Annotated in this window: 23 protein-coding genes; 7 read left to right on the top strand and 16 right to left on the bottom strand. The window is 69.3% G+C overall.

What is annotated here, in order from left to right; genetic code table 11:
• Positions 1-54: 54 nt before the first annotated feature.
• Positions 55-990: a 2-dehydropantoate 2-reductase gene (locus tag OP497_RS13370; RefSeq protein ID WP_280549182.1), complete on the bottom strand. Its 936-nt coding sequence runs from the start codon at positions 988-990 to the stop codon at positions 55-57.
• Positions 991-1,006: 16 nt separating this feature from the next.
• Positions 1,007-2,926, bottom strand: a complete 1,920-nt coding sequence (locus OP497_RS13365; protein WP_280549177.1) for a DNA topoisomerase III — start codon at positions 2,924-2,926, stop codon at positions 1,007-1,009.
• 119 nt (positions 2,927-3,045) lie between these two features.
• Between OP497_RS13365 and OP497_RS13360 the strand changes: the two genes are divergently transcribed.
• Both OP497_RS13360 and OP497_RS13355 read left to right on the top strand, forming a co-directional pair.
• Positions 3,046-3,219 carry a hypothetical protein gene (locus OP497_RS13360; RefSeq protein ID WP_280549218.1) on the top strand — a complete coding sequence of 58 codons (174 nt, stop codon included), beginning with the start codon at positions 3,046-3,048 and terminating at the stop codon, positions 3,217-3,219.
• 84 nt (positions 3,220-3,303) lie between these two features.
• Positions 3,304-5,133 (top strand): SEC-C domain-containing protein, encoded by a 1,830-nt coding sequence (locus OP497_RS13355; RefSeq protein WP_280549175.1) that lies wholly within the window; start codon positions 3,304-3,306, stop codon positions 5,131-5,133.
• Between the two features lie 16 nt (positions 5,134-5,149).
• Here OP497_RS13355 and OP497_RS13350 read toward each other — a convergent pair whose 3' ends face one another.
• Positions 5,150-6,511, bottom strand: a complete 1,362-nt coding sequence (locus OP497_RS13350) for an MFS transporter (RefSeq protein ID WP_280549174.1) — start codon at positions 6,509-6,511, stop codon at positions 5,150-5,152.
• Positions 6,512-6,885: 374 nt separating this feature from the next.
• On the opposite strand from OP497_RS13350, the gene rfaH reads away from it, so the two are divergent.
• From rfaH to ccoM, 3 genes are all read left to right on the top strand, one after another.
• A complete protein-coding gene (gene rfaH, locus OP497_RS13345) occupies positions 6,886-7,428 on the top strand; it encodes a transcription/translation regulatory transformer protein RfaH (RefSeq protein ID WP_280549171.1) in 543 nt (180 codons plus the stop codon).
• 41 nt (positions 7,429-7,469) lie between these two features.
• Positions 7,470-7,976: a peptidylprolyl isomerase gene (locus OP497_RS13340; RefSeq protein ID WP_280549170.1), complete on the top strand. Its 507-nt coding sequence runs from the start codon at positions 7,470-7,472 to the stop codon at positions 7,974-7,976.
• Positions 7,977-8,104: 128 nt separating this feature from the next.
• Positions 8,105-8,221: a cytochrome c oxidase subunit CcoM gene (gene ccoM / locus OP497_RS13335; RefSeq protein WP_280549169.1), complete on the top strand. Its 117-nt coding sequence runs from the start codon at positions 8,105-8,107 to the stop codon at positions 8,219-8,221.
• A 108-nt stretch (positions 8,222-8,329) separates the two neighbouring features.
• On the opposite strand, the gene OP497_RS13330 is transcribed toward ccoM, so the two are convergent.
• The 8 genes from OP497_RS13330 to OP497_RS13295 all read right to left on the bottom strand — a co-directional run bounded on the left by OP497_RS13330 (position 8,330) and on the right by OP497_RS13295 (position 17,267).
• Positions 8,330-8,845, bottom strand: a complete 516-nt coding sequence (locus tag OP497_RS13330; protein ID WP_280549216.1) for a lytic transglycosylase domain-containing protein — start codon at positions 8,843-8,845, stop codon at positions 8,330-8,332.
• A 154-nt stretch (positions 8,846-8,999) separates the two neighbouring features.
• Positions 9,000-10,721, bottom strand: coding sequence for a proline--tRNA ligase (locus OP497_RS13325; protein ID WP_280549165.1), 1,722 nt, complete (start codon positions 10,719-10,721; stop codon positions 9,000-9,002).
• A gap of 143 nt (positions 10,722-10,864) precedes the next feature.
• Positions 10,865-11,620 carry a DUF3307 domain-containing protein gene (locus OP497_RS13320; RefSeq protein ID WP_280549164.1) on the bottom strand — a complete coding sequence of 252 codons (756 nt, stop codon included), beginning with the start codon at positions 11,618-11,620 and terminating at the stop codon, positions 10,865-10,867.
• Entirely contained in the window at positions 11,617-12,252 is a 636-nt protein-coding gene (locus OP497_RS13315; RefSeq protein WP_280549163.1) for a hypothetical protein, read from the bottom strand. The genes OP497_RS13320 and OP497_RS13315 overlap by 4 nt, the downstream gene beginning before the upstream one ends.
• A 112-nt stretch (positions 12,253-12,364) precedes the next feature.
• Entirely contained in the window at positions 12,365-13,543 is a 1,179-nt protein-coding gene (locus OP497_RS13310; RefSeq protein ID WP_280549161.1) for a VWA domain-containing protein, read from the bottom strand.
• Between the two features lie 3 nt (positions 13,544-13,546).
• Positions 13,547-14,401, bottom strand: coding sequence for a MoxR family ATPase (locus tag OP497_RS13305; protein WP_280549159.1), 855 nt, complete (start codon positions 14,399-14,401; stop codon positions 13,547-13,549).
• Between the two features lie 112 nt (positions 14,402-14,513).
• On the bottom strand, positions 14,514-15,410 hold the full coding sequence (locus OP497_RS13300) for an NAD(P)-dependent oxidoreductase (protein ID WP_280549157.1): 897 nt from the start codon (positions 15,408-15,410) through the stop codon (positions 14,514-14,516).
• 63 nt (positions 15,411-15,473) lie between these two features.
• Positions 15,474-17,267, bottom strand: a complete 1,794-nt coding sequence (locus OP497_RS13295; RefSeq protein WP_280549155.1) for an ABC transporter transmembrane domain-containing protein — start codon at positions 17,265-17,267, stop codon at positions 15,474-15,476.
• Between the two features lie 158 nt (positions 17,268-17,425).
• Here OP497_RS13295 and trxC point away from each other — a divergent pair, with 158 nt between their 5' ends.
• Positions 17,426-17,863, top strand: a complete 438-nt coding sequence (trxC, locus tag OP497_RS13290; protein ID WP_280549153.1) for a thioredoxin TrxC — start codon at positions 17,426-17,428, stop codon at positions 17,861-17,863.
• Here the strand turns inward: trxC and OP497_RS13285 are convergent.
• The 3 genes from OP497_RS13285 to yejK form a co-directional block, all read right to left on the bottom strand.
• On the bottom strand, positions 17,778-19,091 hold the full coding sequence (locus OP497_RS13285) for a GGDEF domain-containing protein (protein ID WP_280549151.1): 1,314 nt from the start codon (positions 19,089-19,091) through the stop codon (positions 17,778-17,780). The two genes, trxC and OP497_RS13285, sit on opposite strands and share 86 nt — an antisense overlap.
• Positions 19,092-19,334: 243 nt before the next feature.
• Entirely contained in the window at positions 19,335-19,919 is a 585-nt protein-coding gene (locus OP497_RS13280) for an NAD(P)H-dependent oxidoreductase (protein ID WP_280549149.1), read from the bottom strand.
• Between the two features lie 67 nt (positions 19,920-19,986).
• The gene (gene yejK, locus OP497_RS13275; RefSeq protein ID WP_280549147.1) at positions 19,987-20,994 is read right to left on the bottom strand and encodes a nucleoid-associated protein YejK; all 1,008 of its coding nucleotides are present in this window, start codon (positions 20,992-20,994) and stop codon (positions 19,987-19,989) included.
• 207 nt (positions 20,995-21,201) lie between these two features.
• Between yejK and OP497_RS13270 the strand changes: the two genes are divergently transcribed.
• Positions 21,202-21,774, top strand: coding sequence for a hypothetical protein (locus tag OP497_RS13270; RefSeq protein ID WP_280549145.1), 573 nt, complete (start codon positions 21,202-21,204; stop codon positions 21,772-21,774).
• Between the two features lie 11 nt (positions 21,775-21,785).
• On the opposite strand, the gene OP497_RS13265 is transcribed toward OP497_RS13270, so the two are convergent.
• Together OP497_RS13265 and OP497_RS13260 are read right to left on the bottom strand one after the other, a co-directional pair.
• The gene (locus OP497_RS13265) at positions 21,786-22,547 is read right to left on the bottom strand and encodes an ABC transporter permease (RefSeq protein WP_280549214.1); all 762 of its coding nucleotides are present in this window, start codon (positions 22,545-22,547) and stop codon (positions 21,786-21,788) included.
• Between the two features lie 11 nt (positions 22,548-22,558).
• The gene (locus OP497_RS13260) at positions 22,559-23,482 is read right to left on the bottom strand and encodes an ABC transporter ATP-binding protein (RefSeq protein WP_280549212.1); all 924 of its coding nucleotides are present in this window, start codon (positions 23,480-23,482) and stop codon (positions 22,559-22,561) included.
• Positions 23,483-23,484: the final 2 nt, after the last annotated feature.

The following is a 23,484-nucleotide window of genomic DNA, read 5'->3' as shown; positions in this document are numbered from 1 at the left end:
TCCGACCTTGAGTCGGCAGTGGGGGTGCCGGCCCGGAATCATTGTCTCCCAAGACTAGCAAGCCGCCGGAGGTTCCGCCAATGCCGCCGCCCGGAGGCGCATGGCGGTCAGGTGATCGGCCAGGCAGGGCGCCGCCAGGCCGTGCCGCTCGGCCGCGGCGAGCAGCGGGGCGAGGATCGCCTCGTGTTCGGTGAGTCGGCCGGCCAGCACGTCCTGCAGCATGGAGGCCCGGTTGCTCGCCGTGGCCTCGACGACCTGCCAGACCAGCTGCCGCCAGCCCTCCTGGCCGCCCCCGCCGGGTGGGGTGACGCCTTCGGCTGCGAGGATCACCGCAACCTCGGCGATCAGCCTCTCGACCAGGGGGCGGAAGGGGCGGTCGCGCAACTGGCCGTTGCGGATCGCGAAGCGGGCGACCAGGGGATTGATGGCGGCATTGACGGCGAGCTTGCGCCACAGCCGCACGCGGATATCGTCGACCGCTTCGGCCGGTAGCCCGGCGGCGGTCAGGGTGCGCGCCAGCGCGGTGGCCAGGTCCGCGTGGGTTCCGTCCAGGGTGCCGAGGTAGGTGTGGCCATGGCCGGCATGGGTTACCCGGTCGTCGGCCTGCACATGAGCGCCCTCGGTGGTGGTGGCGCAGAGTACCGGGCCGCGATGGCGCTCGCTGAGCCGTGGCTGACAGGCGAAGCCGTTCTGCCACAGCACCAGCGGCACCCCGTCAGGCAGCCGGGCGGCCAGGGCGGCGTGGGCCGCCTCGGCGCCGTGGGCCTTGGTGGTCAGGTGCACCACGGCCGGTATCTCTGGAGGCAGGGCATCGGCCCGGGCCATGGCAAGCGCCTGGACCCGGGTGTCGCCCTCCGGGGTGACCAGGGTCTGGCGGCCGGGAAGCGGGCGGCGGCCGACCAGCCTCACCGGGACATGGCCGGCCAGCCGGAAGGCGATCAGCCGCCCCAGGGCGCCGGGGCCGACGATCCAGTGCGTCGCTGGGGTCATGGCGCACCTCCCGGGATCATGAGCGGCGGGTGCGTCGTGGCGTGGCCGCCTTGCGGCGCGGCCCGCCGCGGCGCTTGTTGCCAGACACGCGCGGCGTCGGGGCCTGCTCGCCCCGGGCGCCGTGCAGCGCCTCGCGCATCCGGCCCGCGTCGGCGGCGGCGAGCAGGCCATGCAGGTCCTCGATCAGGGCCGCGAGGAAGGGGGCCGGGGCGTCGCCCTGCTCGGCGATGGCGCCCAGGCGCTGCTCCCAGAGCGCGGTCCGCTCGGGGCGGCCCACCGCCTCGGGCAGCGAGGCGATCAGCGCGCTGCCCAGCCGCGTGGCGCGCAGTGCCTTGGCCTGGCGGACCAGGTAGCCGCGCTCCACCAGCGTCTCGATGATGCCGGCACGGGTCGCCTCGGTGCCCAGGCCGTCGTGCTCGCGCAGGGTGCGCCGGACGGCCGGGTCCTCGACATAGCGGGCAATGTTCATCATCGCCTTGATCAGGCTGGCGTCGGTGAAGGGCTCCGGCGGGCGGGTCTCGCGGTCCTCGACCCCGGCCTCCTGGACCCGGCACGCCTCCCCCTCGGTGAGCGCTGGCAGCGGCGGCGCCTCGTCACGGGTGGTGAACAGCGGCTTCCAGCCGGGGTCGAGGATCTCCTGGCCGCGGGCGCGGAAGCATTCGCCGACGATGGTGAATTCCGCCTTCACCTCGCGGGTGGAAAGCGCGGGATAGAACTGGGCCAGCACGTTGCGCACGATCAGCCGGAAGACATCGGCCTCGGCCTTGTCGAGCCGCGTGAGGTCGGCGGGCTTGCCGGTGGGCGCCAGGGCGTGGTGGGCGCCGACCTTGCGGTCGTCCCAGGCCCGGGAGCGCCGCGAGAAATCCGCCCCGGCCAGCCAGCCACGCAGTGTCTCGTCCTGGCGGCAGGCGCCCTCCAGGGTGGCCCGCGCCGCAGCGAAATGCTCCTCGGGCAGGTAGCGGCAGTCCGAGCGCGGGTAGGTGATCAGCTGGTGGCGCTCGTAGAGGCGCTGGCAGATGTCCAGGGTCACCTTGGCGGAGAGCCCGTAGCGTCGGGCGGCGTCGACCTGCAGGGCCGACAGCGCATAGGGCAGGGGGGCGGCCTGGCGCTTGTCTCGGCTCTCGAGTGCCGTGAGCCGGCCCTCGGCACCGGGCAGGCGCTCGGCCAGGGCGGCGGCCGGTTCCCGGGCCAGCAGGCGCCCCTGGTCGTCGAGGGGATGGGTCTCCCCGGGCACCCACCAGGCGCGCAGCCGGCCCTGCGCGACGGCGAGGTCGGCCCACAGCACGAAGAAGGGCTTGGGAACGAAGTCGCGGATCTCGGCGTCGCGGCGCACCACCAGCCCCAGCACCGGGGTCTGGACACGGCCCACCGAGAGCACGCCGTCGTGACCGGCCTGGCGGCCGATGAGCGTCCAGGCCCGGGTCAGGTTGATGCCGTAGAGCCAGTCGGCCCGCGCGCGGCACTGGGCCGCCCGGTAGAGGGGCTCGAAGCGGCCATTGTCCTCGAGCCGGGCGAGCGCGCGCTGCACCGCCGGGCGGTTGAGGTCGCTGACCAGCAGCCGCGACACCGGCCCCTTCCAGCCCAGGTGCTCGATCACCTCCTGCACCAGCAGCTGGCCCTCGCGGTCGGGGTCGCCGGCATGCACCACCTCGCGGGCGGACTTGAGCAGCCGACGGATCACCGCCAGCTGGCCGCGGGCCTTGGGGCGAGGCATCAGCTTCCAGCGGCTCGGCAGGATCGGCAGGTGATCGAGGCGCCACTGCTTGAGGGCCGGATCGTAGGCATCGGGCGGGGCCTGTTCCAGCAGGTGGCCCAGGCACCAGGTGACCGTGGTGTCGCCCACCACCAGGGCCCCGTCGTCGCGGCGGGGGGCGCCGGGCAGGGCCTCGGCGATGGCCCGGGCCAGGCTCGGTTTCTCGGCGATGATCAGTCGCATGATGGCTCGTCGCGGTGAATGACATGGACATTCTTCCAGTATTCGCCACGCCTCGCCAGGTGTAAGCTGCCCCAATAAGCGTACAATGTTTGTATAATATTGATGGGAGGAGAGCGATCATGCGCGAACGCGGCCGTACCCGGCGTCTGCTGGGACTCGGCGCCCGCACCGGCGGGGCGCTGATCCGCACCCGAATGGGCGGCCAGGCCGACTGGCGGAACCTGGTGCGCCTCGGCGCGCGACTCGACATGGCCGAGCGCACCCGGCAGCTGTTCTCCAGAGGGCATGCCTGATCCTCCGGACAAGCGACTAACCCACCTGCCCAGCCTGGCGCCGGACTGGTAGACTACGGCGTTTTCCAAACGTTGGAGTGCGCGATGCTGGCAGTATGGGTGGAACAGCTGCTGGGCTTTGCCTCGGGTGCCCTGGTGGCCATTCGCCAGGACGAGCGCTACCCCACGCTGATGGCCTGGGCCCGCGACGAAGGCCCGGCTCTGGTCGGCGGCAACCTGGCGCTGGCCCAGGCGCTGGCCCCGGAGCTGTGGTCGCAGACCCCGCTGGCGCGACTCGACTTTGCCGCCGAGCCGCTGGCCCGGCCCGGGCGCAACGAGCCCTGCTGGTGCGATTCGGGGCGCAAGACCAAGCACTGCTGCGGGGCGGTCAGCCTGCCCGGCCACGTGCCACCGCACCTGATGTGGATGCTCTCGCTGCGCGACTGGAAGGGCGATACCCTCAAGGCCGCCCTGGCCAGCGGCCGCGCCCCGGCCCAGGCGCTGCTGGAGGCCGGCCTGATCGCCGCCGAGTCCGGCCAGCGTGGGCGGGCCCAGCAGATCCTCGAGTCGCTGTTCGAGTGTGCCGACTGGCTGACCCTCCCCGAGCAGGCCGAGCCCGCCTTCGAGATCCTCATCGACCTCTACCAGGAGCGCGGCTTCCACCGCAAGCGCGAGGCGCTGCTCGACGCGGTGCTCGACCGTGGCCCGCTGTTCCTGCGCGGCGTGGCCCTGGAGCGGCTGTGCCTGATGCACCTGGACAACGACGACCTGGACAGCGCCCGGGCCGCCTTCGTGCGCGCCCAGCAGGCCCTGCCCGATTCGCCGACCCTGGCCTATATCGAGGCCATGCTGCTGCTCCACGAGGGGCATGAACAGGAGGCCGCCGAGCGCTCGCGCTTCTGGTTCCGGCGCCTGGCCCGCCAGGGTGACCTGGACCCCGACCAGCTGCAGTTCCTGGCCGACCTGGCCGAGAACCCCGGGGCGACGCTCGCCGATCAGCTGCTGAGTGCCGAGGAGGACCTGGCCGAGCCGCTGGTGGCCCTGCAGGCGCTGCTGGAATCACTGCCCGTGGCCCCGCGGCTGGAGGTCCGCCGCGGCGACGACGACGACGGCCTCGAGTACCACACTACCGCCCGCGAGGACACCCTGTTCGCCGCCTGGCACAAGGTCTTCCGGGCTCGGGTCGAGAGCGACGCGCCGATGGGCTTCGACGAGGATCCCTGGCCGCATGCCGGGGAGTGGCTGCCGGCGCTCTGCGCCCATCCCGAGTGGCTGGACGCCCCCGCCGTGGTGCAATCCCTGGCGCTGGCGCTGGCCAGCCGCTTCGGCAGCCTGCCATGGATGGCACCGAGCCTGTTCGAGCCCCTGGCGAGCCGGCTGGAGCGCTGGCTCGAGCAGGTGCGCGCCGAGGGCGAGGGCGCCTTCCTGTGGGACAGCGCCGACAACGCCGTGCTGCTGCGCACCGGCCTGGCGCTGGTGGTGGGCATGGAGCGCGGCGCCCGGGCGCGCTCCCGCGAGCTCGCCGAGCGGCTGCTCACCCTGGACGACCAGGACAGCCTGGGCCTGCGCGAGCTGGTGCTCGACCAGCTGCTCCGGGAAGGTCGCGACCGCGCGGCCCTGGCCCTGAGCGAGCGCGAGCTCGACGGCGATGACGACGAGACCCCGCCGCTGGGGCTGCTGATGGGGCGGGTGCTGGCGCTCTACCGCCTGGAGCGCCGCGACGAGGCCGGCGAGGCGCTGGGGAAGGTGGTCCGCCACAATCCCCATGCCGTGGCCATGCTGTGTGCCGAGAACCCGCGCCCGGTCGGCGGTGGCGATGGCGTCGCCGAGCCCGGCACCCGCGCCGAGGCCTGGCAGTACCGCACCCTGATGCGCGACCAGTGGCGGACCACGCCGGGCGCGCTTGACTGGCTGCAGGCGCGGCCGGCCGACTGACCGATCGGCAAGTCGATCAGGCGGCCCCGGGCGCCGGCACCAGCTCGCGGTCGCGGCTGATCCAGATCGCCAGCAGCACGGCCGGCAGCCCCAGCAGCGTGGAGATCAGGAAGAAGGTGGCATAGCCCTCGCCGCTGACCACCAGGCCGCCGAAGCCGCTGAGGAACTTGCCCGGCAGGGTCATCAGCGACGAGAAGAGCGCGTACTGGGTGGCCGTGTAGGCGCGCGAGGTGAGGCTCGAGAGGAAGGCGATGAAGACGGCGCTGGCCAGGCCGTTGGCCAGGTTGTCGCCGATGATCGCCATCACCAGCATCGGCAGGCTCTGGCCGGCCAGCGCCAGGGACACGAACAGCAGGTTGGTCAGCGCCGCGGCCGCCGCGCCCAGGACCAGGATCGGCCCGATGCCGTAGCGGGCCACCAGCAGCCCCCCGAGGATTCCACCGCCGATGCTCATGGCGATGCCGAAGACGTTGGTGACATTGGCGATGGTGGCCAGCGTGAAGCCGAGGTCGATATAGAGCGGGTTGGCCATGGAGGCCATGGCCAGATCGCTGATCCGGAATACCGCCACGAACGCCAGCAGCCACAGCGCCTTGCGCCGATGGCGGGTGAAGAAGTCGGTGAAGGGGCAGACGATCGCCCCGATCACCCAGGCCCCCAGCCGCCGCAGCGGCTTGGGCCGGCCGCGGGAGGCGCGCAGGAAGGCCCGTACCCGCGGCTCATGGATCAGCTGGGTGGTCAGCGAGAGTCGCTCGGGTTCCGGGCGCAGCAGCACCGTGATCACGCCGATGCCCACCAGCGCCGCCATGCTCAAGTAGGCCGCTTCCCAGGAGGCCAGCGAGGCCACGTAGAGGGCGCCGGCACCGGCCGCCAGCAGCCCGCCGCGATAGCCGATGATGTAGGTCGAGGCCATGGCGGCCTGGACATCGTCCGGGGCGGACTCGATGCGAAAGGCGTCGATGGCGATGTCCTGGGTCGCGCTGCCGAAGGCCACCAGCAGGGCGAAGGCGGCCACCAGCGGCAGGTGGCCCAGCGGGTCGACCCCGGCCAGCCCCACCAGGCCGGCGGCGATCATCGCCTGGGCCAGCAGCATCCAGCCGCGGCGCTGGCCGAAGGTGCGAGTCAGCAGCGGCAGGGCGAGCCGGTCCACCACCGGAGCCCAGAAGAACTTGATCGAGTAGAGCATGCCGATCCAGGCGAAGAAGCCGATGGCCGCCACCTCGACCCCGGTGCTGCGCAGCCAGGCCGAGAGGGTCGAGAACACCAGCAGGAACGGCAGCCCTGCGGAGAAGCCCAGGAACAGCATGGTGATGACCGGTGCACGCAGGTAGAGGGCCAGGGCGTCGCGCCAGCTGCGTCGGGCGGTGGGGGGCGGCATGTCGGGCAGGACTCCTTGCGCCGGGGCGTGCGTTGGGACTCGAGGGCGGTCACGCAGGTCCCCGCCATCGATGATAAAATTGTCACTCAGTCGCCGGGCCAGTGGCCGTTCGACCCATGTCGTCCGCGGGCCGTTTCTCGGGTCGACATGCGGTGGGATTGTTGCAGAGCCCCGGCAGTGATACTAGGAGCCTGTCGAACTTAACGCTGATCTACTGCGAGATCCGGTCTTTCGGCCAATTTCATTCGATCTGATTCGTTAAATAGCGCGCTATTCGCCTCACCAGATCGATAAACTTGTCTCGAAATCCGGCTCTCTCGCGACGATCGGTCAAATCCGACAGGCTCCTTGCAGGAACCCTTATCAGGAGCGACATGAGCGATTCAGAGATTCGTCACGACGAGGCCGATGATGCCGTCCCTCGCTGGTACGTGATCCAGTGCAAGGGCGGCGAGTCCTTCCGCGCCGCCGAGCACCTGGCCAACCAGGATTACGAGATCTTCCACCCCGTGCTGCAGGTGCAGAAGAAGCGCCGGGGCAAGCTCGAGTGGGTCAGCGAGCCGTTGTTCCCCTACTACCTGTTCATCCGGCTCGACCGCCTGGCCAGCAACTGGCGGCCCATCCGCTCCACCCGCGGCGTGCTGAAGATCGTCACCTTCGGCCTGGACATGCCGGTGCCGGTCAGCGATGCCCTGGTCGAGACGCTGCTCGCGCATGGCAGCGGGGAGGAGGACGCGACCTCGAACGTCTACTTCCGTGCCGGCGAGCCGGTGGAGATCACCGAGGGTCCCTTCAAGGACCTGCAGGCCGTGTTCGCCAGCCACAAGGGCGAGGAGCGCGCCATCGTGCTGCTCAACATGCTGCACAAGCAGCAGCGCCTGGAGATGCCCGTCGGCCAGCTGCGTCGCCGCGACTAGACACGCTTCCCCGCACTCATCCATTCGCCTGAGGAGACCCCATGACTATCGCCCCGCAACGGGTCGTGAGCCTGCACTATGTGCTCAGCGACCAGGACGGGAGTGTCCTCGACGACTCCCGTGCCCGCCGGCGGCCCCTCGAATACCTGCATGGCCACGGCAACATCATGGCCGGCCTGGAGCGCGCCCTGGCCGGCCAGGGCGCCGGCGCCCAGCTCTCCGTCACCCTGATGCCGGCCGAGGCCTATGGCCTGCGCGACGAGTCGCTGGTGCGCGAGGTCGGCCGCCATGCCTTCCCGGTGGAGGACATCGCGCCGGGCATGCGCTTCCAGACCCCGGGTGACGACGGTCCCGAGATCGTCACCGTGCTCGAGGTCCGCGATGACGCCGTGGTCATCGACACCAACCATCCGCTGGCCGGCCAGGTCCTGCGCTATCGCCTCGAGGTGCTGGAGGTGCGCGATGCCACGCGTGCCGAGCTCGCCAAGGGCCATCCGCTGCCCCCGGGCACCGATCCCGGCGAGGTCGAGGACAAGAAGATGCCGTGAAAACTGACCTGGATCAACGGATTTCCCGCGGCCCGGCGAGGTCGCGGGGAAACTTGATGCAAGTCAGCTTTCCTCTCCAACCGAGGGGCTACAGTGCTCCCAACACATCGGGACGGGAGGACATCACCATGTATCTGGATGACGCCGTAATTTTCGGACTTGTTACCGTCGCGATGATGATCGCTTTCATGGGGGGCTGGGTCGCGTTCATCGTCCGCGACCATCATCGCAAGAAGAAGCACTGAGCCAGCCGCGTCAAGAGTCGTCAGGGGAGGGGGGAGCTTTCCCCCCAGTAGCCGACCCGCTTGGGTCGGCTTTTTTTCGTCTGTCGGGATCGAACGGGCGCCCTGAGGTCAGCGCTCGGCGGTAGTGCGCACCGGGGCGGGGCTCGTCGGCGACCAGTGGCGGGTCAGGGCACGCATCACCCGTTCCGGGTACCAGGTCTTGCCCAGGCTGCCGTTGTAGCGTGCCAGTGCCCGGGTCAGGTCGCCGCCCTCCACGGCCAGGTAATGGGCCAGTATCGTGCAGCCATAGCGCAGGTTGCGGCGCGGGTCCTTGAGGTCGTCGGCCGGCAGGCCCAGCTCGCGGATCCAGAACGGCATGATCTGCATCAGGCCCACGGCGCCGGCCGAGGAGACGGCCTCGGCCTGGAAGGCGCTCTCCACCTGGATCACCGCCAGCACCAGCTCCGGTGCCAGGCCGGCCAGCCGTGCCTCATGGTGGATGCGGCCCAGCAGTTCACGACGCCTTGCCAGCTCCGGCAGGTAGCGGGCAAGGCGCGGCGCCATGTCATTGAGCCACTGGCGAGCGGCCCAGATCTCGGCGGGCGCCACGGGTGCTCCGCGGATGCTGTCGAGGGTACCGCGCAGGCTGGCGGGGGTCTCCGGCAGGGCCCGCACGAAAGGCGCGGGCTGGCCGGGTGACAGCGAGGCAGGCAGGGCGGCGATGAAGTCGTCGCCCTGGGCCAGCGCGTCGCTGGCCCAGAGGCAGCAGGCCGCCGCCAGGGCGGCGGCCCGGTAGCCCTCAGCGAGCGACCTTCTCGCCCAGGAAGTCGAGGATCTGCGCGGCCGGTACCATGGTAGCGTCACTGTCACGGCGTCCCTTGTACTCCAGTTCTCCCTTGTCCAGGCCGCGGTCGCCGACCACCAGGCGGTGGGGGATGCCCATCAGCTCGTGGTCGGCGAACCGCACGCCGGGGCGCAGGTCGCGGTCGTCCAGCAGCACCTCGAAGCCGGCGGCGATGAGGGCCTGATACAGCCGTTCGGACTCCTCGCGCACCCGCTGCGACTTGTGGGCGTTCATCGGCACCATCGCGATCTGGAAGGGGGCGATGGCATCGGGCCAGATGATCCCGGCGGCGTCGTGGTTCTGCTCGATGGCGGCGGCCACGACGCGGGTCACACCGATACCATAGCAGCCCATCCAGGGATGCACGGCACGACCTTCGTCGCCGAGCACGGTGGCGTTCATTGCCTCGCTGTACTTGCGCCCCAGCTGGAAGACGTGGCCGACCTCGATGCCGCGCTTGATGGAAAGCGTGCCCTTGCCGTCCGGCGAGGGGTCGCCCTCGACCACGTTGCGGATGTCATACACCGGGGGCAGCGCCACGTCGCGCTCCCAGTTGATCCCGAAGTAGTGCTTGCCATCGACGTTGGCGCCGGCGCCGAAGTCGCTCATCAGGGCGACCGAGCTGTCGATGATGATCGGCATGTCCAGGTTCACCGGGCCGAGCGAGCCGGGGCCGGCGCCCACCGCGGCGCGGATCTCCTCTTCGCTGGCCATGGTCAGCGGGGCGGCCACCGCGGGGAGGTTCTCGGCCTTCACCTCGTTGAGCTCGTGGTCGCCGCGCACCAGCAGAGCCACCAGGCCGCCTTCGGCGCCGTGGACCATCAGGGTCTTGAGGGTCTTCTCGATGGGCAGGTCGTGCTGCTCCACCAGGGCGGCGATGGTCCGGGCATGCGGGGTGTCGACCAGGCGCAGCTCCTCGGCGGGGGCCGGGCGCCGGGCGTCGCTGCCCAGTGGCGCGGGCAGCGCATCGGCCTTCTCCATGTTGGCGGCGTAGTCGGACTCGGTGGAGAAGACGATGTCGTCCTCGCCGGAGTCGGCCAGCACGTGGAACTCGTGGGAGCCGGTGCCGCCAATGGCGCCGTTGTCGGCGATCACCGGACGGAAGTCCAGTCCCAGGCGGGTGAAGATGCGCACATAGGCGTCATACATCACCTGGTAGGTCGCCATCAGCGAGGCCTCGTCCACGTGGAAGGAGTAGGCATCCTTCATGATGAACTCGCGGGAGCGCATCACCCCGAAGCGCGGCCGGATCTCGTCGCGGAACTTGGTCTGGATCTGGTAGAAGTTGGCCGGCAGCTGCTTGTAGCTGGCGATCTCCTTGCGCACCAGGTCGGTGATCACCTCCTCGTGGGTGGGGCCGACGCAGTAGTCGCGGTCGTGACGGTCCTTGAGGCGCAGCAGCTCCGGGCCATACTGCTCCCAGCGGCCGGACTCCTGCCACAGCTCGGCGGGTTGCACCGCCGGCATCAGGACCTCCTGGGCCCCGGCGCGATCCATCTCCTCGCGCACGATGCGCTCGACCTTGCGCAGGGTCTTGAGGCCCAGCGGCAGCCAGGTGTAGAGGCCGGAGGTGAGGCGGCGGATCATCCCCGAGCGCAGCATCAGCTGGTGACTGATGACCTCGGCGTCGGCGGGGGTTTCCTTGAGGGTGGCGATCAACAGTTGGCTAGCGCGCATGGGTCCGGCGGTTCCTCGAGCGTGTTCGTACAGGTGACGGAATCGGGGGCCGCGCAGGTCGGCGGCAATGACCGAGCATTGTACGGCTCGCCGTCCGAGGCGGCAAAAGCTTGTGCTCACACGGTGTTCCCGCCGAGCCCTGGTCAGCCCTCGAGCAGCAGCAGGCGCACCAGCATGCCCAGCACCAGGGTGGTGGAGACGCTGAGCAGGGTGCCGAGCAGCACGTATTCGGTGAGCTTGCGGTCGCGGGAGTCGCGCAGGTCGCCGAAGCGCAGCACCGACTTGGCGGCGAGCAGGAAACCGACCGCGGTGAGCTGGTCCAGCAGCACCAGGGTCAGCACCAGCAGCCGTTCCAGCACGCCGATGCGCGCTCCGGCGCTGGCCAGGGTGCCGGTCTCCTCGAGCTGCTCGCTCCAGCGCTGCATGACCAGGGCGATGGCGATCGACAGCGGGCGCGTCACCAGCAGGTAGGCGGCCGCCATTCCCAGCACCGTCGGTGAGGCGAGCCAGGCGGCGAGCTCGCGCAGCGGGGCCAGGCTGCCGAGCCAGGCCAGCCAGAGTCCCAGCAGCACCAGCAGGTGACTGGCTTGGTCGAGCAGGAACCAGCGCAGTTCGCCGGCCGGCAGTCGGGCCTTGGCCAGGTCGATCAGCCAGTGGCTGGCGGCCACCGTCAGGGCGCCGAGCAGCACCGCGGCCAGGCCCCGGGGCATGGCCGCACTCGCCACCAGCAGCACACCCCCGGCGAGCAGGCCATGCAGGCCGGCATGCTGGAGCAGGCGCGGGGAACGGTGGCGCAGCCGGTAGCGTTCCTCCACCCAGGTACGCGGTTGCAGCAGGAAGTCGCCGACCAGGTGGGCGAGGACCAGCCCCATGAGCAACGAGAGGGCATCGGCGCTCATGGCGTGCCCTCCTCGTCGGCGAGGCGCTGTCGCAGGTAGTCGAGGGTGTCGGAAAGCAGGGCCCAGCGGGCGGCGCGCAAACGCTTGTGTACGCTGGGCTGGCGGATGCCGAGTCGCTCGGCCAGGGCCTGCTGGGAGGCATCATGGCGCAGGCTCAGGCCGACGACCTCGGCGGAGTAGGGCGACCAGCCGTCGAGCAGGTCGTCGATGAAGCGGACCAGCAGGGCGAGGCCGGGGTCCTCGGGCGCGTCCAGCCGGGTCAGCGACAGGTGGGTGCTGGTGTCGGCCAGGGCATCCAGGGCGCGACCCGAGGCCACGAAGGTGGCGCCGTCGGCCGCCGCGATGCCGCGCTCCGCCGGCCCGACCGCCACGGCGATGCGGGCATCCCAGCGCTGGTCGGGCTCGGAGTGCTCGACCAGCGCCGCCCGCAGGGCCACGGCCGCCTCCATGGCCGGCGCCGCCCGGGGCAGGGCGAGCTGGAAGCCGTCGCCACGGAAGCGTTCGCCGTGGCCGCCATGCAGGGAGGCCAGTTCGGCCAGGCTCTCATCCAGCAGCCGGTAGAGGCGAGGTCGGTCGTCGATCTTGCGCGAGTCGATCACGTCGCCGGTCAGCACGGCGATTCGCTGTGGCATGGCAGGTCCTCCGGGGCTCTCGCCTCAAGGATAGCCTTGGAGGGCTATTTATCAATCTAATAGCCTTAAAAGGTTATAATGGCAATATATAGCCCATAAGGGCTATATGCGCCTACCGAGCCAGTTCCCGCATGGCGCTCTCCAGCCCCTCCAGGGTCATGGGGTACATGCGATCGTCGATCAGCTCGCGGATCAGCCGGGTGGAGTGGGTGACCTCCCAGGCGCGCCGCGGCATGGGGTTGAGCCACGCCAGGCGCGGGAACTTCTCCATCAGGCGCCTGAGCCACACGGCCCCGGCCTCGTCGTTGAAGTGCTCCACGCTGCCGCCGGGATGGGTGATCTCGTACGGCGACATGGCGGCGTCGCCGACGATCACCACCTGATAGTCGTCGCCATAGGTATGCAGCACGTCCAGGGTCGGGATGCGCTCATGATGGCGCCTTGCATTGTTCCGCCATAGCCCCTCGTAGAGGCAGTTGTGGAAATAGTAGGGCTCCAGGTGCTTGAATTCCGAACGCGCCGCGGAGAAGAGCTCCTCGCAAGTGCGAATGTGGTCGTCCATGGAGCCGCCCACGTCGAGCAGCAGCAGCACCTTCACCGTATTGTGGCGCTCCGGGCGCATCTGCACATTGAGCAGGCCGGCGTCGCGGGCCGTCTCGCGGATGGTGGCGTCGACGTCGAACTCCTCCGAGGCCCCCTGGCGAGCAAACTTGCGCAGCCGGCGCAGCGCCATCTTGATGTTGCGGGTGCCCAGCTCCAGGGAGTCGTCGTAGTCGCGGAAGCGCCGCTCGTCCCACACCTTCACCGCCCGGCGATGGCGCGAGCCCTCCTGGCCGATGCGGATCCCCTCGGGGTTGTAGCCGTAGGCGCCGAAGGGGCTGGTGCCGCCGGTGCCGATCCACTTGTTACCGCCGGCGTGGCGCTTCTTCTGCTCCTCCAGGCGCTGCTTGAAGGTCTCGATCAGTTTCTCGAGGCCACCCAGGGACTCGATCCGTGCCTTCTCCTCCGCGGAGAGCTGCTTCTCGAACTCTCGGCGCAGCCAGTCGTCGGGGATCAGCGCCTCGATGGCGGCGTCCAGGTTCTCCAGACCCTCGAACCAGGCGGCGAAGGCGCGATCGAAGCGGTCGAAGTGGCGCTCATCCTTGACCAGCACGGTGCGGGCGATCCGGTAGAAGGCCTCCATGTCGGCGAATACCACGCCACGTTCCACCACTGCATGGAGGTCGAGCAGCTCGCGCAGCGACACCGGCACCCCGGCACGCTTCAGGGTCTCGAACAGGCCGATAAACATGGGTCAGCGCCTCGGGTTGCCTTGGCGGCGCATCATGAAGGCCAGCCGTTCCAGTAACTGCGTATCCTGTTCATTCTTCACCAGGGCCCCGGCCAGCGGCGGGATCGCCTTGGTAGGATCGCGCTGGTAGAGCGCCTCCCGGGCCAGGTCGTCGGCCATCAGCAGCTTCAGCCAGTCCACCAGCTCCGAGGTCGAGGGCTTCTTCTTCAGACCCGGGGCCTGGCGCAGATCGAAGAACACTTCCAGCGCCTCGCCGACCAGCGTCGGGGCGATCTCGGGGAAGTGCACGTCGACGATCGTCTGCATGGTCTCGCGGTCGGGAAACTCGATATAGTGGAAGAAGCAGCGGCGCAGGAAGGCGTCGGGGAGCTCCTTCTCGTTGTTGGAGGTGATGACGATGATCGGGCGGTGGTGGGCGGTGATGGTCTCGCCGGTTTCAAAGACATGGAACTCCATGCGATCCAGCTCCTGGAGCAGGTCGTTGGGGAATTCGATGTCCGCCTTGTCGATCTCGTCGATCAGCAGCACCACCCGCTCATCCGCGGTGAAGGCCTCCCACAGCTTGCCGGGCTTGATGTAGTTGGCGACGTTTTCCACGCCCTCGACCCCCAGCTGGGAGTCGCGCAGGCGGCTCACCGCATCGTACTCGTAGAGCCCCTGGGCGGCCTTGGTGGAGGACTTGATGTGCCAGGTGTGCAGCTGTGTGCCCAGCGAGGCCGCCAGCTCCTCGGCGAGCAGGGTCTTGCCGGTGCCCGGCTCGCCCTTGATCAGCAGCGGGCGCTCCAGGGTCACGGCGGCGTTGACCGCCTGTTTGAGGGCCTCGGTGGCCACGTAGGTGGAAGTGGAATCAAACGCCATGGGTTATGCCTCGGCAGATCGCAGATGGGAAGAGTCAAACGAGTGTACGGAAGCGGGCAAGAGGCGACAAATCTGCCGGCGCCTCACGCCGCGTAGATCATCCTTGGCTCGCTCATGCCTCATCCCCCTCGTCGATGGAGCGATAGGCTTCCACCAGGATCGCCGGGTCGTGCTCGGCGTGGCCACGCCCGGCCTGGGCGCGCATCAGCTGGGCGGCCAGGCCGCTCATGGGCGTGGCGCTGCCGCTGCGCTGGCTCTGGGCCACCGCCATGTCCAGGTCCTTGAGCAAGGTGCGCAGGTGCCAGGACGGGTCGGCGAAGTCGTTCGCCGCCATGCGCGGGGTGAGGATCCGGAAGGGGGTCGAGTCGGCGAAGCCCCCGGCCAATGCCTCGGTCAGCCGGGTGGCGTCCACGCCACTCGCCTCGGCCAGTGCCACCATCTCGGCCAGCACCGCCGCCTGGCAGCCGACGACCATCTGGTTGCACACCTTGGTCACCTGGCCGCTGCCCACCGGGCCCATATGGGTCACTTGGGCGGACAGGGGGGCCAGCACTGGCCGGATCGCCTCGATATCCTCGGCGTCGCCGCCGCACATGATGGCCAGGCTGCCCGCCTCGGCGCCGGCGACGCCACCGGAGACCGGCGCATCCACCCAGTGCATGCCGCATTCGCTCTCGAGCCAGTCGGCGAAGTCACGCGTCGCGGCGGGATCGCTGCTGGAGAGGTCGACCAGCCGCTGGCCGGCACGGCCGTGCTGGGCCACGCCCCCCTCGCCGAACACCACGTCCTCTACCACGGCGGTATTGGCCAGGCACAGCAGTACCACGTCCACCGCTTCCATCAGCTCGGCGATGGAGCCGGCCACCCGGGCGCCGGCTTCGCGCAAAGGGGCGGCCTTGGCGGGGGTGCGGTTCCACACGGTCACGTCGAAACCCGCCGCCAGCAGTCGACGCGTCATGGGGTGGCCCATCAAGCCGATGCCGATGAAACCGAGGCGAGGCGGGGTCATGGAGGGTCTCCTGGTGAAGGGGGTTGGAGATGCAGCATGCGCGATGGAAGGCTTTTTCAGCAACTAAGAAGGGGAGTCGCTCCTGTCGGCTGCCGGATGGCGCCCGAACTGCAGCTCCGCCAGGTGGCGGTAGAGCGGGCTCGATTCGAGTAGCTCAGCGTGGCGGCCGCTGGCCACCAGCCGGCCCTGGTCCAGCACCAGCAGGCGGTCGGCGGCGACCACGGTGGCCAGGCGATGGGCGATCACCAGGCTGGTGCGGCCCACCATCAGCCGGTCCAGGGCCTGCTGCACCAGCCGCTCGCTCTCGGCGTCCAGGGCGCTGGTGGCCTCGTCGAGCAGCAGCACCCGGGGCTCCTTGAGTAGCGCCCGGGCGATGGCCAGGCGCTGGCGCTGGCCGCCGGAGAGCTGCACGCCGCCGGGGCCGAGCGAGGTATCGACCCCCCGGGGCAGGGCCTCGATGAAGTCCAGGGCATTGGCATCCCGGGCGGCCCGGCGCAGTTCCTCGAGGCTGGCCATGGGCCGGCCGAAGCGCAGGTTCTCGGCCACGCTGCCGGTGAAGAGCACCGGCTCCTGGGCCACCAGGCCCAGCGCCTCGCGCAGTTCACGTGGGTCCAGGTCGCGCAGGTCGATGCCGTCGAGGCGCAGGATGCCCCGGTCCGGGTCATGGAAGCGCAGCAGCAGCGCGAGCAGGGTGCTCTTGCCGGCCCCGGAGGGGCCGACCAGCGCCAGCCGCTCGCCCGGGCGGACTCGCAGATCGAGCGCCTCCAGCGCCGGTGATTCACGGCCGGGATAGGTGAAGCTCACGGCCTCCAGGTGGATCGCCCCGCTCAGGGGGACGGGCAGGGGCACGGGACGCACGGGGGCTCGAATGACCGGCCGTGCCTCCAGCAGTTCCAGCAGGCGCTCGGCGGCCCCGGCGGCGCGCTGCACGTCGCCGGCTACCTCGGCCAGCGTCGCCACGGCGCCCGCCGCCAGCACGGCATAGAAGACGAACGCCGAGAGCTCGCCGGCGGTCATGCTGCCGGCCAGCACCGCCTGGCCGCCCTGCCAGAGCATCACGCCGACCGCGGTGAAGACCGCCAGCATGGCAATGCCCGTCAGCCAGGCGCGCTGGCGGGTGCGGGCCACGGCGGTGGCGAAGGCCTCCTCGACCCGTGCCCCATAGGCCTGGCGATCCTGCGTCTCGTGGGTGAAGGCCTGGACGGTGCGGATGCCGGCCAGGGCCTCCCCGGCATAGCGGCCGAGCTCCGCCACCCGGTCCTGGCTGAAGCGCGAGAGGCGTCGCACCCGGCGCCCGAACCAGAGGATCGGCAGCAGCGTGGCGGGGATGCCCAGCAGCACGATGGCCGACAGCCCCGGCTGGGTCACCAGCATCAGCGCCACCGACCCGACCAGCATCAGCAGGTTGCGCAGCGCCAGCGAGATCGACGAGCCGAACAGGCTCTGCAGCACACTGGTATCCGCCGTCAGCCGTGAGGTGATCTCCCCGGCGCCGCCGCTCTCCCCGGCACTGCTCTCGAAGAAGCCGGGCTCGAGGTCGAGCAGGTGGTCGAAGACCCGGCGACGCAGGTCGGCCGCCAGCCGTTCGCCGATCCAGGTCACCAGGTAATAGCGCAGCGCCGAGGCCATCGCCAGCACCGCCACCACGGTGAGCATCAGGCCGAGGGCCTGGTTGAGCCGTGCGCGGTCCTGCGCCAAAAACCCTTGGTCGATGACCAGGCGCAGCCCCTGGCCGAGCAGCAGCACGCTGGCCGCGGCAGCGAGCAACGCCAGGGCGGCCAGCACCAGGCGCCAGCGGTAGGGATGCAGCAGGGTCAGCAGGCGCAGCAGCACGCGGGGGTCGGGTCGTGTTGCCATGGAGGTTTCGGCGGTGTGGTTGGGAGGTGTTGCCGCGACGATAGCAGCCCGGGCACGCCACTGCATGGCCGATGGAACACGCCTGCGACGCGATGCCGCTTGAAGCGCCCGCCGGGCGCCAGCATAGTGCGGAAACCCCTTCTCAGATGGAGAGCGAGATGGCCGATTCCTTGATCCTGGGCTGCCCCCACTGCGGGGCCATCAATCGCGTCGCCAGGGCCCGCTTCGGCCAAGGGCCGAAGTGCGGCAAGTGCAAGCAGGCGCTGTTCACCGGCGAGCCGGTGCCACTCACCAGTGCCAATTTCCATGCACTGGTCGAACGCAGCGACCTGCCGGTGGTGGTGGATTTCTGGGCCAGCTGGTGCGGGCCCTGCAAGATGATGGCGCCGATCTTCGCCGAGGCCGCCCGGGAACTCGAGCCGCGGCTGCGCTTCGCCAACCTGAACACCGAGCAGGAACAGGCGCTGGCGGCGCGTTTCGGCATCCGCAGCATCCCCACCCTGATCGTCTTCAGGAACGGCCGGGAAGTCGCCCGCCAACCGGGACTGCTGCAAGGGCCGCAGCTGAGGCAGTGGCTCGAACCGCTTCTGGTGTGACAGCCGTCGGCACGCTCTCCAGCAGGGTCAGCTCTAGGCCTTGAGGCGTCACCACCACGCAGTTGCGCCCGCTCCTCTTGCCGGTATACAGGGCACGGTCGGCGCGCAGCAGGCCCGGGTCGAGGTTGGTCTCGCCATCGTCGACCCGGCTGATGCCGACCGTGACTGTCAGGTCCAGTGTCACGCCCTTGACCTCCAGGGAACGGTTGCATACGGCCTCACGCAGTCGTTCGGCGATTTCCTGGGCGGTGATCAGGTTGGCCAGGGGCAGGGCGATGATGAACTCCTCGCCGCCGTAGCGGCCGATGATGTCGCTCTCGCGCAGTACCGACTGGCAGCGGGCAGCGACCACCGTCAGCGCCAGGTCGCCGATGGCATGGCCATGCACGTCGTTGATGGCCTTGAAGTAGTCGACATCCACCATGCACAGCGCGAGGGGGGTACCGTCACGGTGTGCCCGGCGGCGCTCCTGTTCGGCCAGCTCGAAGAACCGTCGGCGGTTGGTGATCCCCGTCAGTTCGTCGGTCCTGGCCATATGGCGCAGGCGCTGCTCCAGCTGGTTGCGCTCTTCGATCTCATCCTTCAGCCGGCCGTTGTTCGAGCGTTCCTCCAGCAGGCTGGCGAACTGGGCGCGCTGCAGGCGGTGGATCCGGGAGACTGACAGCCAGCACAGCAGGTTGACGAAGCCCAGCAGCAGCAGGGTGTTGACCAGGATCCCGCTGGGCAGTGGTGACCACACGATCGTCGAGGTGAGAAAGCCGCCGATCAGGTAGGCATTGCTGGCCAGCATCCAGGGTAGCCGGTTGGGGATGAAGAGGTAGAGGGCCATGCTGGCGGCCACGATCGAGGCGAGGTTGATCATGACGCCATCCGGCCGCAGGGGGATGGTGAGCAGCAGGCCACTGACGGCCATCAGGCAGGCCAGGTTGATCGGCGCTGGCGCCTGGGCCAGGGCGGGGCGCCGCCATACCGCCAGGGTCAACACCAGGAAGGTCGTGGCGACGGTGGCGCGCATGGCCAGCAGCACCAAGAAGGCATTGCTCGAGCCCAGCAGGCTGAAGTCCGTCAGGCTGAAGGCGAGAAAGAGCCCGGCGGCCACTACCAGGGCATGACGCAGCTGGCAGGCGTCGTAGGCCTGCATGGTCCGGCGGTACAGGGCCTCTCGGGCGGAGTCCCGAAACTCGCCACACCAATCGAGTGCGTTGTCATCCCCTGCGTTGGTGGCCATTCGCACTTCCTCGAGGGACGGCGCCCGTCTTCATGACAACGGCCGTCCGCTTCCCTTCAGTAGGTTTTCTTATGGAAGTCCTGCCGTCGGTGCCTGCTCACCCGGCAGCGTACCCGGGGAAGCATGGCGACAATTTGCGCATCCCGCCAGCCACCTCCTGCAAGTGTCACAGGAAGCTCACGATGTCTGTAAGCGATCGCTTACAGGGTAAGTGTGAGTCACGTATTAGAGGGAACTCAGCGGTTATTCTGCCTTGGCACCCAGCTTCTCCAGGCGGGTGAACCACTTGCGACAGTCGTCCGCGTCGAGTGTCTCCACCGAACCGATCAGCGTCTCACGCACCGGGGCGAAGCCCACGAACCCCAGGATGTTGCGTTCCAGCGACTTCACGCTGTGGGCGCGATAGAGGTGGCGGTAGATCGCCGCCGGCATGCCCATGCTCACCACCACGCGCGCCGAGCGTCCCTTCAGCCCCTTGCGACCCAGGGGATTGCCTTCCTGGTACTCGAAGGCGACGTTCGGACGCATCACCTGTTCGAGGAATCCCTTCACCAGCGCCGGCATGTCGCCGAGCCACAGCGGGAAGAACAGCACCAGGTGGTCGCACCAGCCGATGGCGTGCGCCGCCTCGTCGAGGGAGGCGGGCATGCGCTCCTCGGTCCAGGCCTGCTGGCTGCGCAGCAGCGGGAAGTCCAGGTCGGCGACCCTCACCGTGCGCACCTCGTGCCCCGCCGTTTCCGCGCCCAGGCGATAGTGCTCGGCCAGAACATGCAGCAGATGGGGGGCCGTGGCATCGGGGTGGCCCTGAAGGATCAGGATGCGGCGCATGGTGACTCTCTTCTCGCGGCGGTGTGGGTGCGTGCTTCAGCATAGCCCGCTCCGACATTACCCGGTATCAGCCCTGACGCTTGAGCTGCTCGCGCAGTTGCTTGGGCACCTGCTTGATGATCAGCCGGTCCTGGTCCTCGTCGTACTCCACGCCGGAACCGAGCAGGTGGGAGTCGAAGCTGATCGACACCCCGCCGGCGCGGCCGGTGAAGCGGCGAAACTGGCTGAGGGTGCGCCGGTCCGGCGGGATCTCCGGGGAGAGGCCGTAGTCGGCGTTGCGGATATGATCAAAGAAGGCCTTCGGCTGCTGCTCGTCGAGGACCTCAGAGAGCGCCTCCAGGGTCATCGGCTCGCCGCGGCGAGCCTGGTCGCTGGCGTAGTCGATCAGCGCATCGGTCTTCTCGCGGCTGGCCTCCTCGGGCAGGTCTTCCTGCTCGACGTAGTCGCTGAAGGCCTTGAGCAGGGTGCGGGTCTCGCTGCTGGCGTCCACGCCCTCCTCGGCGCCGAGCAGGGCGGCGAACCCCTCGGCGAGTTTCTTGCCGCCGCGGTCGCGGGTCCAGGAGAGGTACTGCTTCGAGTCGCCGGCCTGCCACTGGTTGAGGTTGAGGCGCGCTGCCAGGGTCATCTGCGCCAGGTTCAGCTGGCGTACCGGCACGACGGCGAGGTGGGCGTCGATGCCGAAGCCCTCCCGATGGTGCAGCAGCGCCAGACTCAGGTAACGGGTGTCGCCGAGCTGGTGGTCGAGCACCAGCAGGTCCCCGGAGAGCGAGAGGTGAGCGCCGACCAGCTCGGCGATGCGCTGCGCCAGGTCGCGGGAGAAGCTGGCGAAGTCGCGGCCCCCGTCGAGGGTGTCGGCCAGCTCGCTGGCGAAGGGCGAGCTCACCTCCCCCTCGGGCGTCGTCTCGGCGAAATGGCCCCAGGCCTTGGGCTTGGCATTGAAGGCATCGTTGAAGCCGGCCAGCAGGTCGTCCAGGGCCGGGGAGGGGGGCAGCTCCGCCGTGGCGGGCACCAGGCGCATCGGCGCCTCGCCGGCGGCCTGGTCGATGCGATGGACGATGCTGTGCAGGATCGGCATGGGAGCTCCGCGGTGAGGTGGCGAGGAGGGCGATGATACCCGCCCCGGGCGCGCCTCGATAGCCGGCCTCGGGGCTCGGAGCGTGCCAGGGTGCGTGGCAGCGCAGCACCGGACTATGCTGATGCAAGGGGACGTCGCCTGCGCCCCGGCCGGGCGCCTGACCCGGCATGAAGGTCCCACCCACACCCACGCCGGAGGCTGCTTCGCATGCGAATCGTGGTAGCCCTGGGCGGCAACGCCCTGTTGCGGCGTGGCGAGCCCATGACCATCGACAACCAGCGCCACAACGTGCGGCGCGCGGCACTCGCCCTGGCCGACCTCGCCGGTCCCCATCAGCTGGTGGTGACCCATGGCAATGGTCCCCAGGTGGGGTTGCTGGTCCTCCAGGCGCAGGCCTACAGCGAGGTGGACGCCTACCCGCTGGACGTGATGGACGCCGCGACCGAGGGCATCATCGGCTACCTGATCGAGGCCGAGCTGCTCAACGAGATGCCACCCGGCGCCAGCTGCGCCAGCCTACTGACCCGGGTCGAGGTAGATGCCGACGACCCCGCCTTCCTGACTCCGTCGAAGCCCATCGGCCCCGGCTACGACCGCGACACCATGCACCGGCTCAAGGCCGAGAAGGGCTGGGCCTTCGTCGAGGAGGCCTCCGGCCACTGGCGACGCGTGGTCGCCTCGCCCCTGCCGCGGCGCATCCTGCCCATCGACATCATCGGTCGCCTGGTCGACGCCGGCCGCATCCTCGAGGGCCAGGTCGGCACCCTGATCAGCGCATGAGGGCTCAGGACTCAGGGCTTGAGGCGGTAGCCGCTCTTGAATATCCAGCGCAGCACCGCCACAGCCGACCCCAGGAACAGCAGGATCACCAGCAGGCTGACGACCGGGCTGACATCGCTGATGCCGTAGAAACTCCAGCGGAAGCCGCTGACCAGGTAGACCACCGGGTTGGCCAGGGTCACCGTCTGCCAGAAGGGCGGCAGCATGTCGATGGAGTAGAAGGTGCCACCGAGGAAGGTCAGCGGGGTGATCACCAGCAGCGGTACCAGCTGCAGCTTCTCGAAGCCATCGGCCCAGATGCCGATGATGAACCCCAGCGTGCTGAAGGTGGTGGCCGTGAGCACCAGGAAGACCAGCATCATCAGGGGATGCTCGATGGAATAGGGCACGAAGAGCCGGGCCGTGGCCAGCACGATCACCCCCAGGATCATCGACTTGGTGGCTGCCGCGCCCACATAGCCCAGCACCACTTCGACATAGGACATCGGCGCCGAGAGGATCTCGTAGATCGAGCCTGAGAAGCGCGGGAAGAAGATGCCGAAGGAGGCGTTGGACACACTCTGGGTCAGCAGCATCAGCATGATCAGGCCCGGGACGATGAAGGCCCCGTAGCTGACGCCATCCACTTCGCTGATGCGCGTGCCGATGGCCGCACCGAACACCACGAAGTAGAGCGAGGTGGAGATCACCGGCGAGACGATGCTCTGCAGCACGGTACGCATACTGCGCGCCATCTCGGCGAGGTAGAGGGTTTTCACGGATTGCAGGTTCAAGCGCTTCATGCTCAGTGACGCTCCCGGACCAGGCTGACGAAGATATCCTCCAGGGAACTCTGGCGGGTGTGCAGATCCTTGACCCGCAGGCCCACCGCTTCCAGGTCGGCGAGCAGCCCGGAGATGCTCGAGCTCTCCTCCTGGCTGGCGGCGTCGTAGCTGTAGACCAGGGCATGGCCCTCGTCGGCGAGTTCCAGCCCATGGCCGGCCAGGGCCGCGGGCACCCCTTGCAGCGGTTCGTGGAGGTGCAGGGTCAGCTCCTTGTTGCCGAGCTTGCGCATCAAGGCGCGCTTGTCCTCCACCAGTACCAGCTCGCCGCGGCGGATCACGCCGATGCGGTCGGCCATCTCCTCGGCCTCCTCGATGTAGTGGGTGGTAAGGATGATGGTCACGCCCTGGTGGCGAAGCTCGCGCACCACCTCCCACATCTCGCGGCGCAGTTCCACGTCGACCCCGGCGGTGGGCTCGTCGAGGAACAGCACCTGGGGCTCGTGGGCCAGCGCCTTGGCGATCAGCACCCTGCGCTTCATGCCGCCGGAGAGCGACAGCAGGCGTTTATCGCGCTTCTCCCAGAGGGTCAGGGCGCGCAGCACCTTCTCGATATGGGCCGGGTCCTTCGGCTTGCCGAACAGGCCACGGCTGAAACTCACCGTGTCCCATACCGTGGTGAAGGCCTCGCTGGTCAGCTCCTGGGGTACCAGGCCGATCATCGCCCGGGCGCGGCGATACTGGCGCACGATATCGTGGCCATCCACGGTCACCACGCCCTCGGTGGGGTTGACCAGGCCGCAGATCACGCTGATCAGGGTGGTCTTGCCCGCCCCATTGGGGCCGAGCAGGGCGAAGATCTCGCCCCGCTCGATCTCGAGGTCGACATCGATGAGTGCCTTGAAGCCGTCGCGGAAGGTCTTCGAGAGGCCTTCCACGCGAATCATGG

Source organism: Halomonas sp. 11-S5 (assembly GCF_029889825.1).
Classification (GTDB): domain Bacteria; phylum Pseudomonadota; class Gammaproteobacteria; order Pseudomonadales; family Halomonadaceae; genus Halomonas.
The sequence above is the reverse complement of the archived record's forward strand: the minus strand, read 5'-3'. Positions and strand labels throughout refer to the sequence as shown.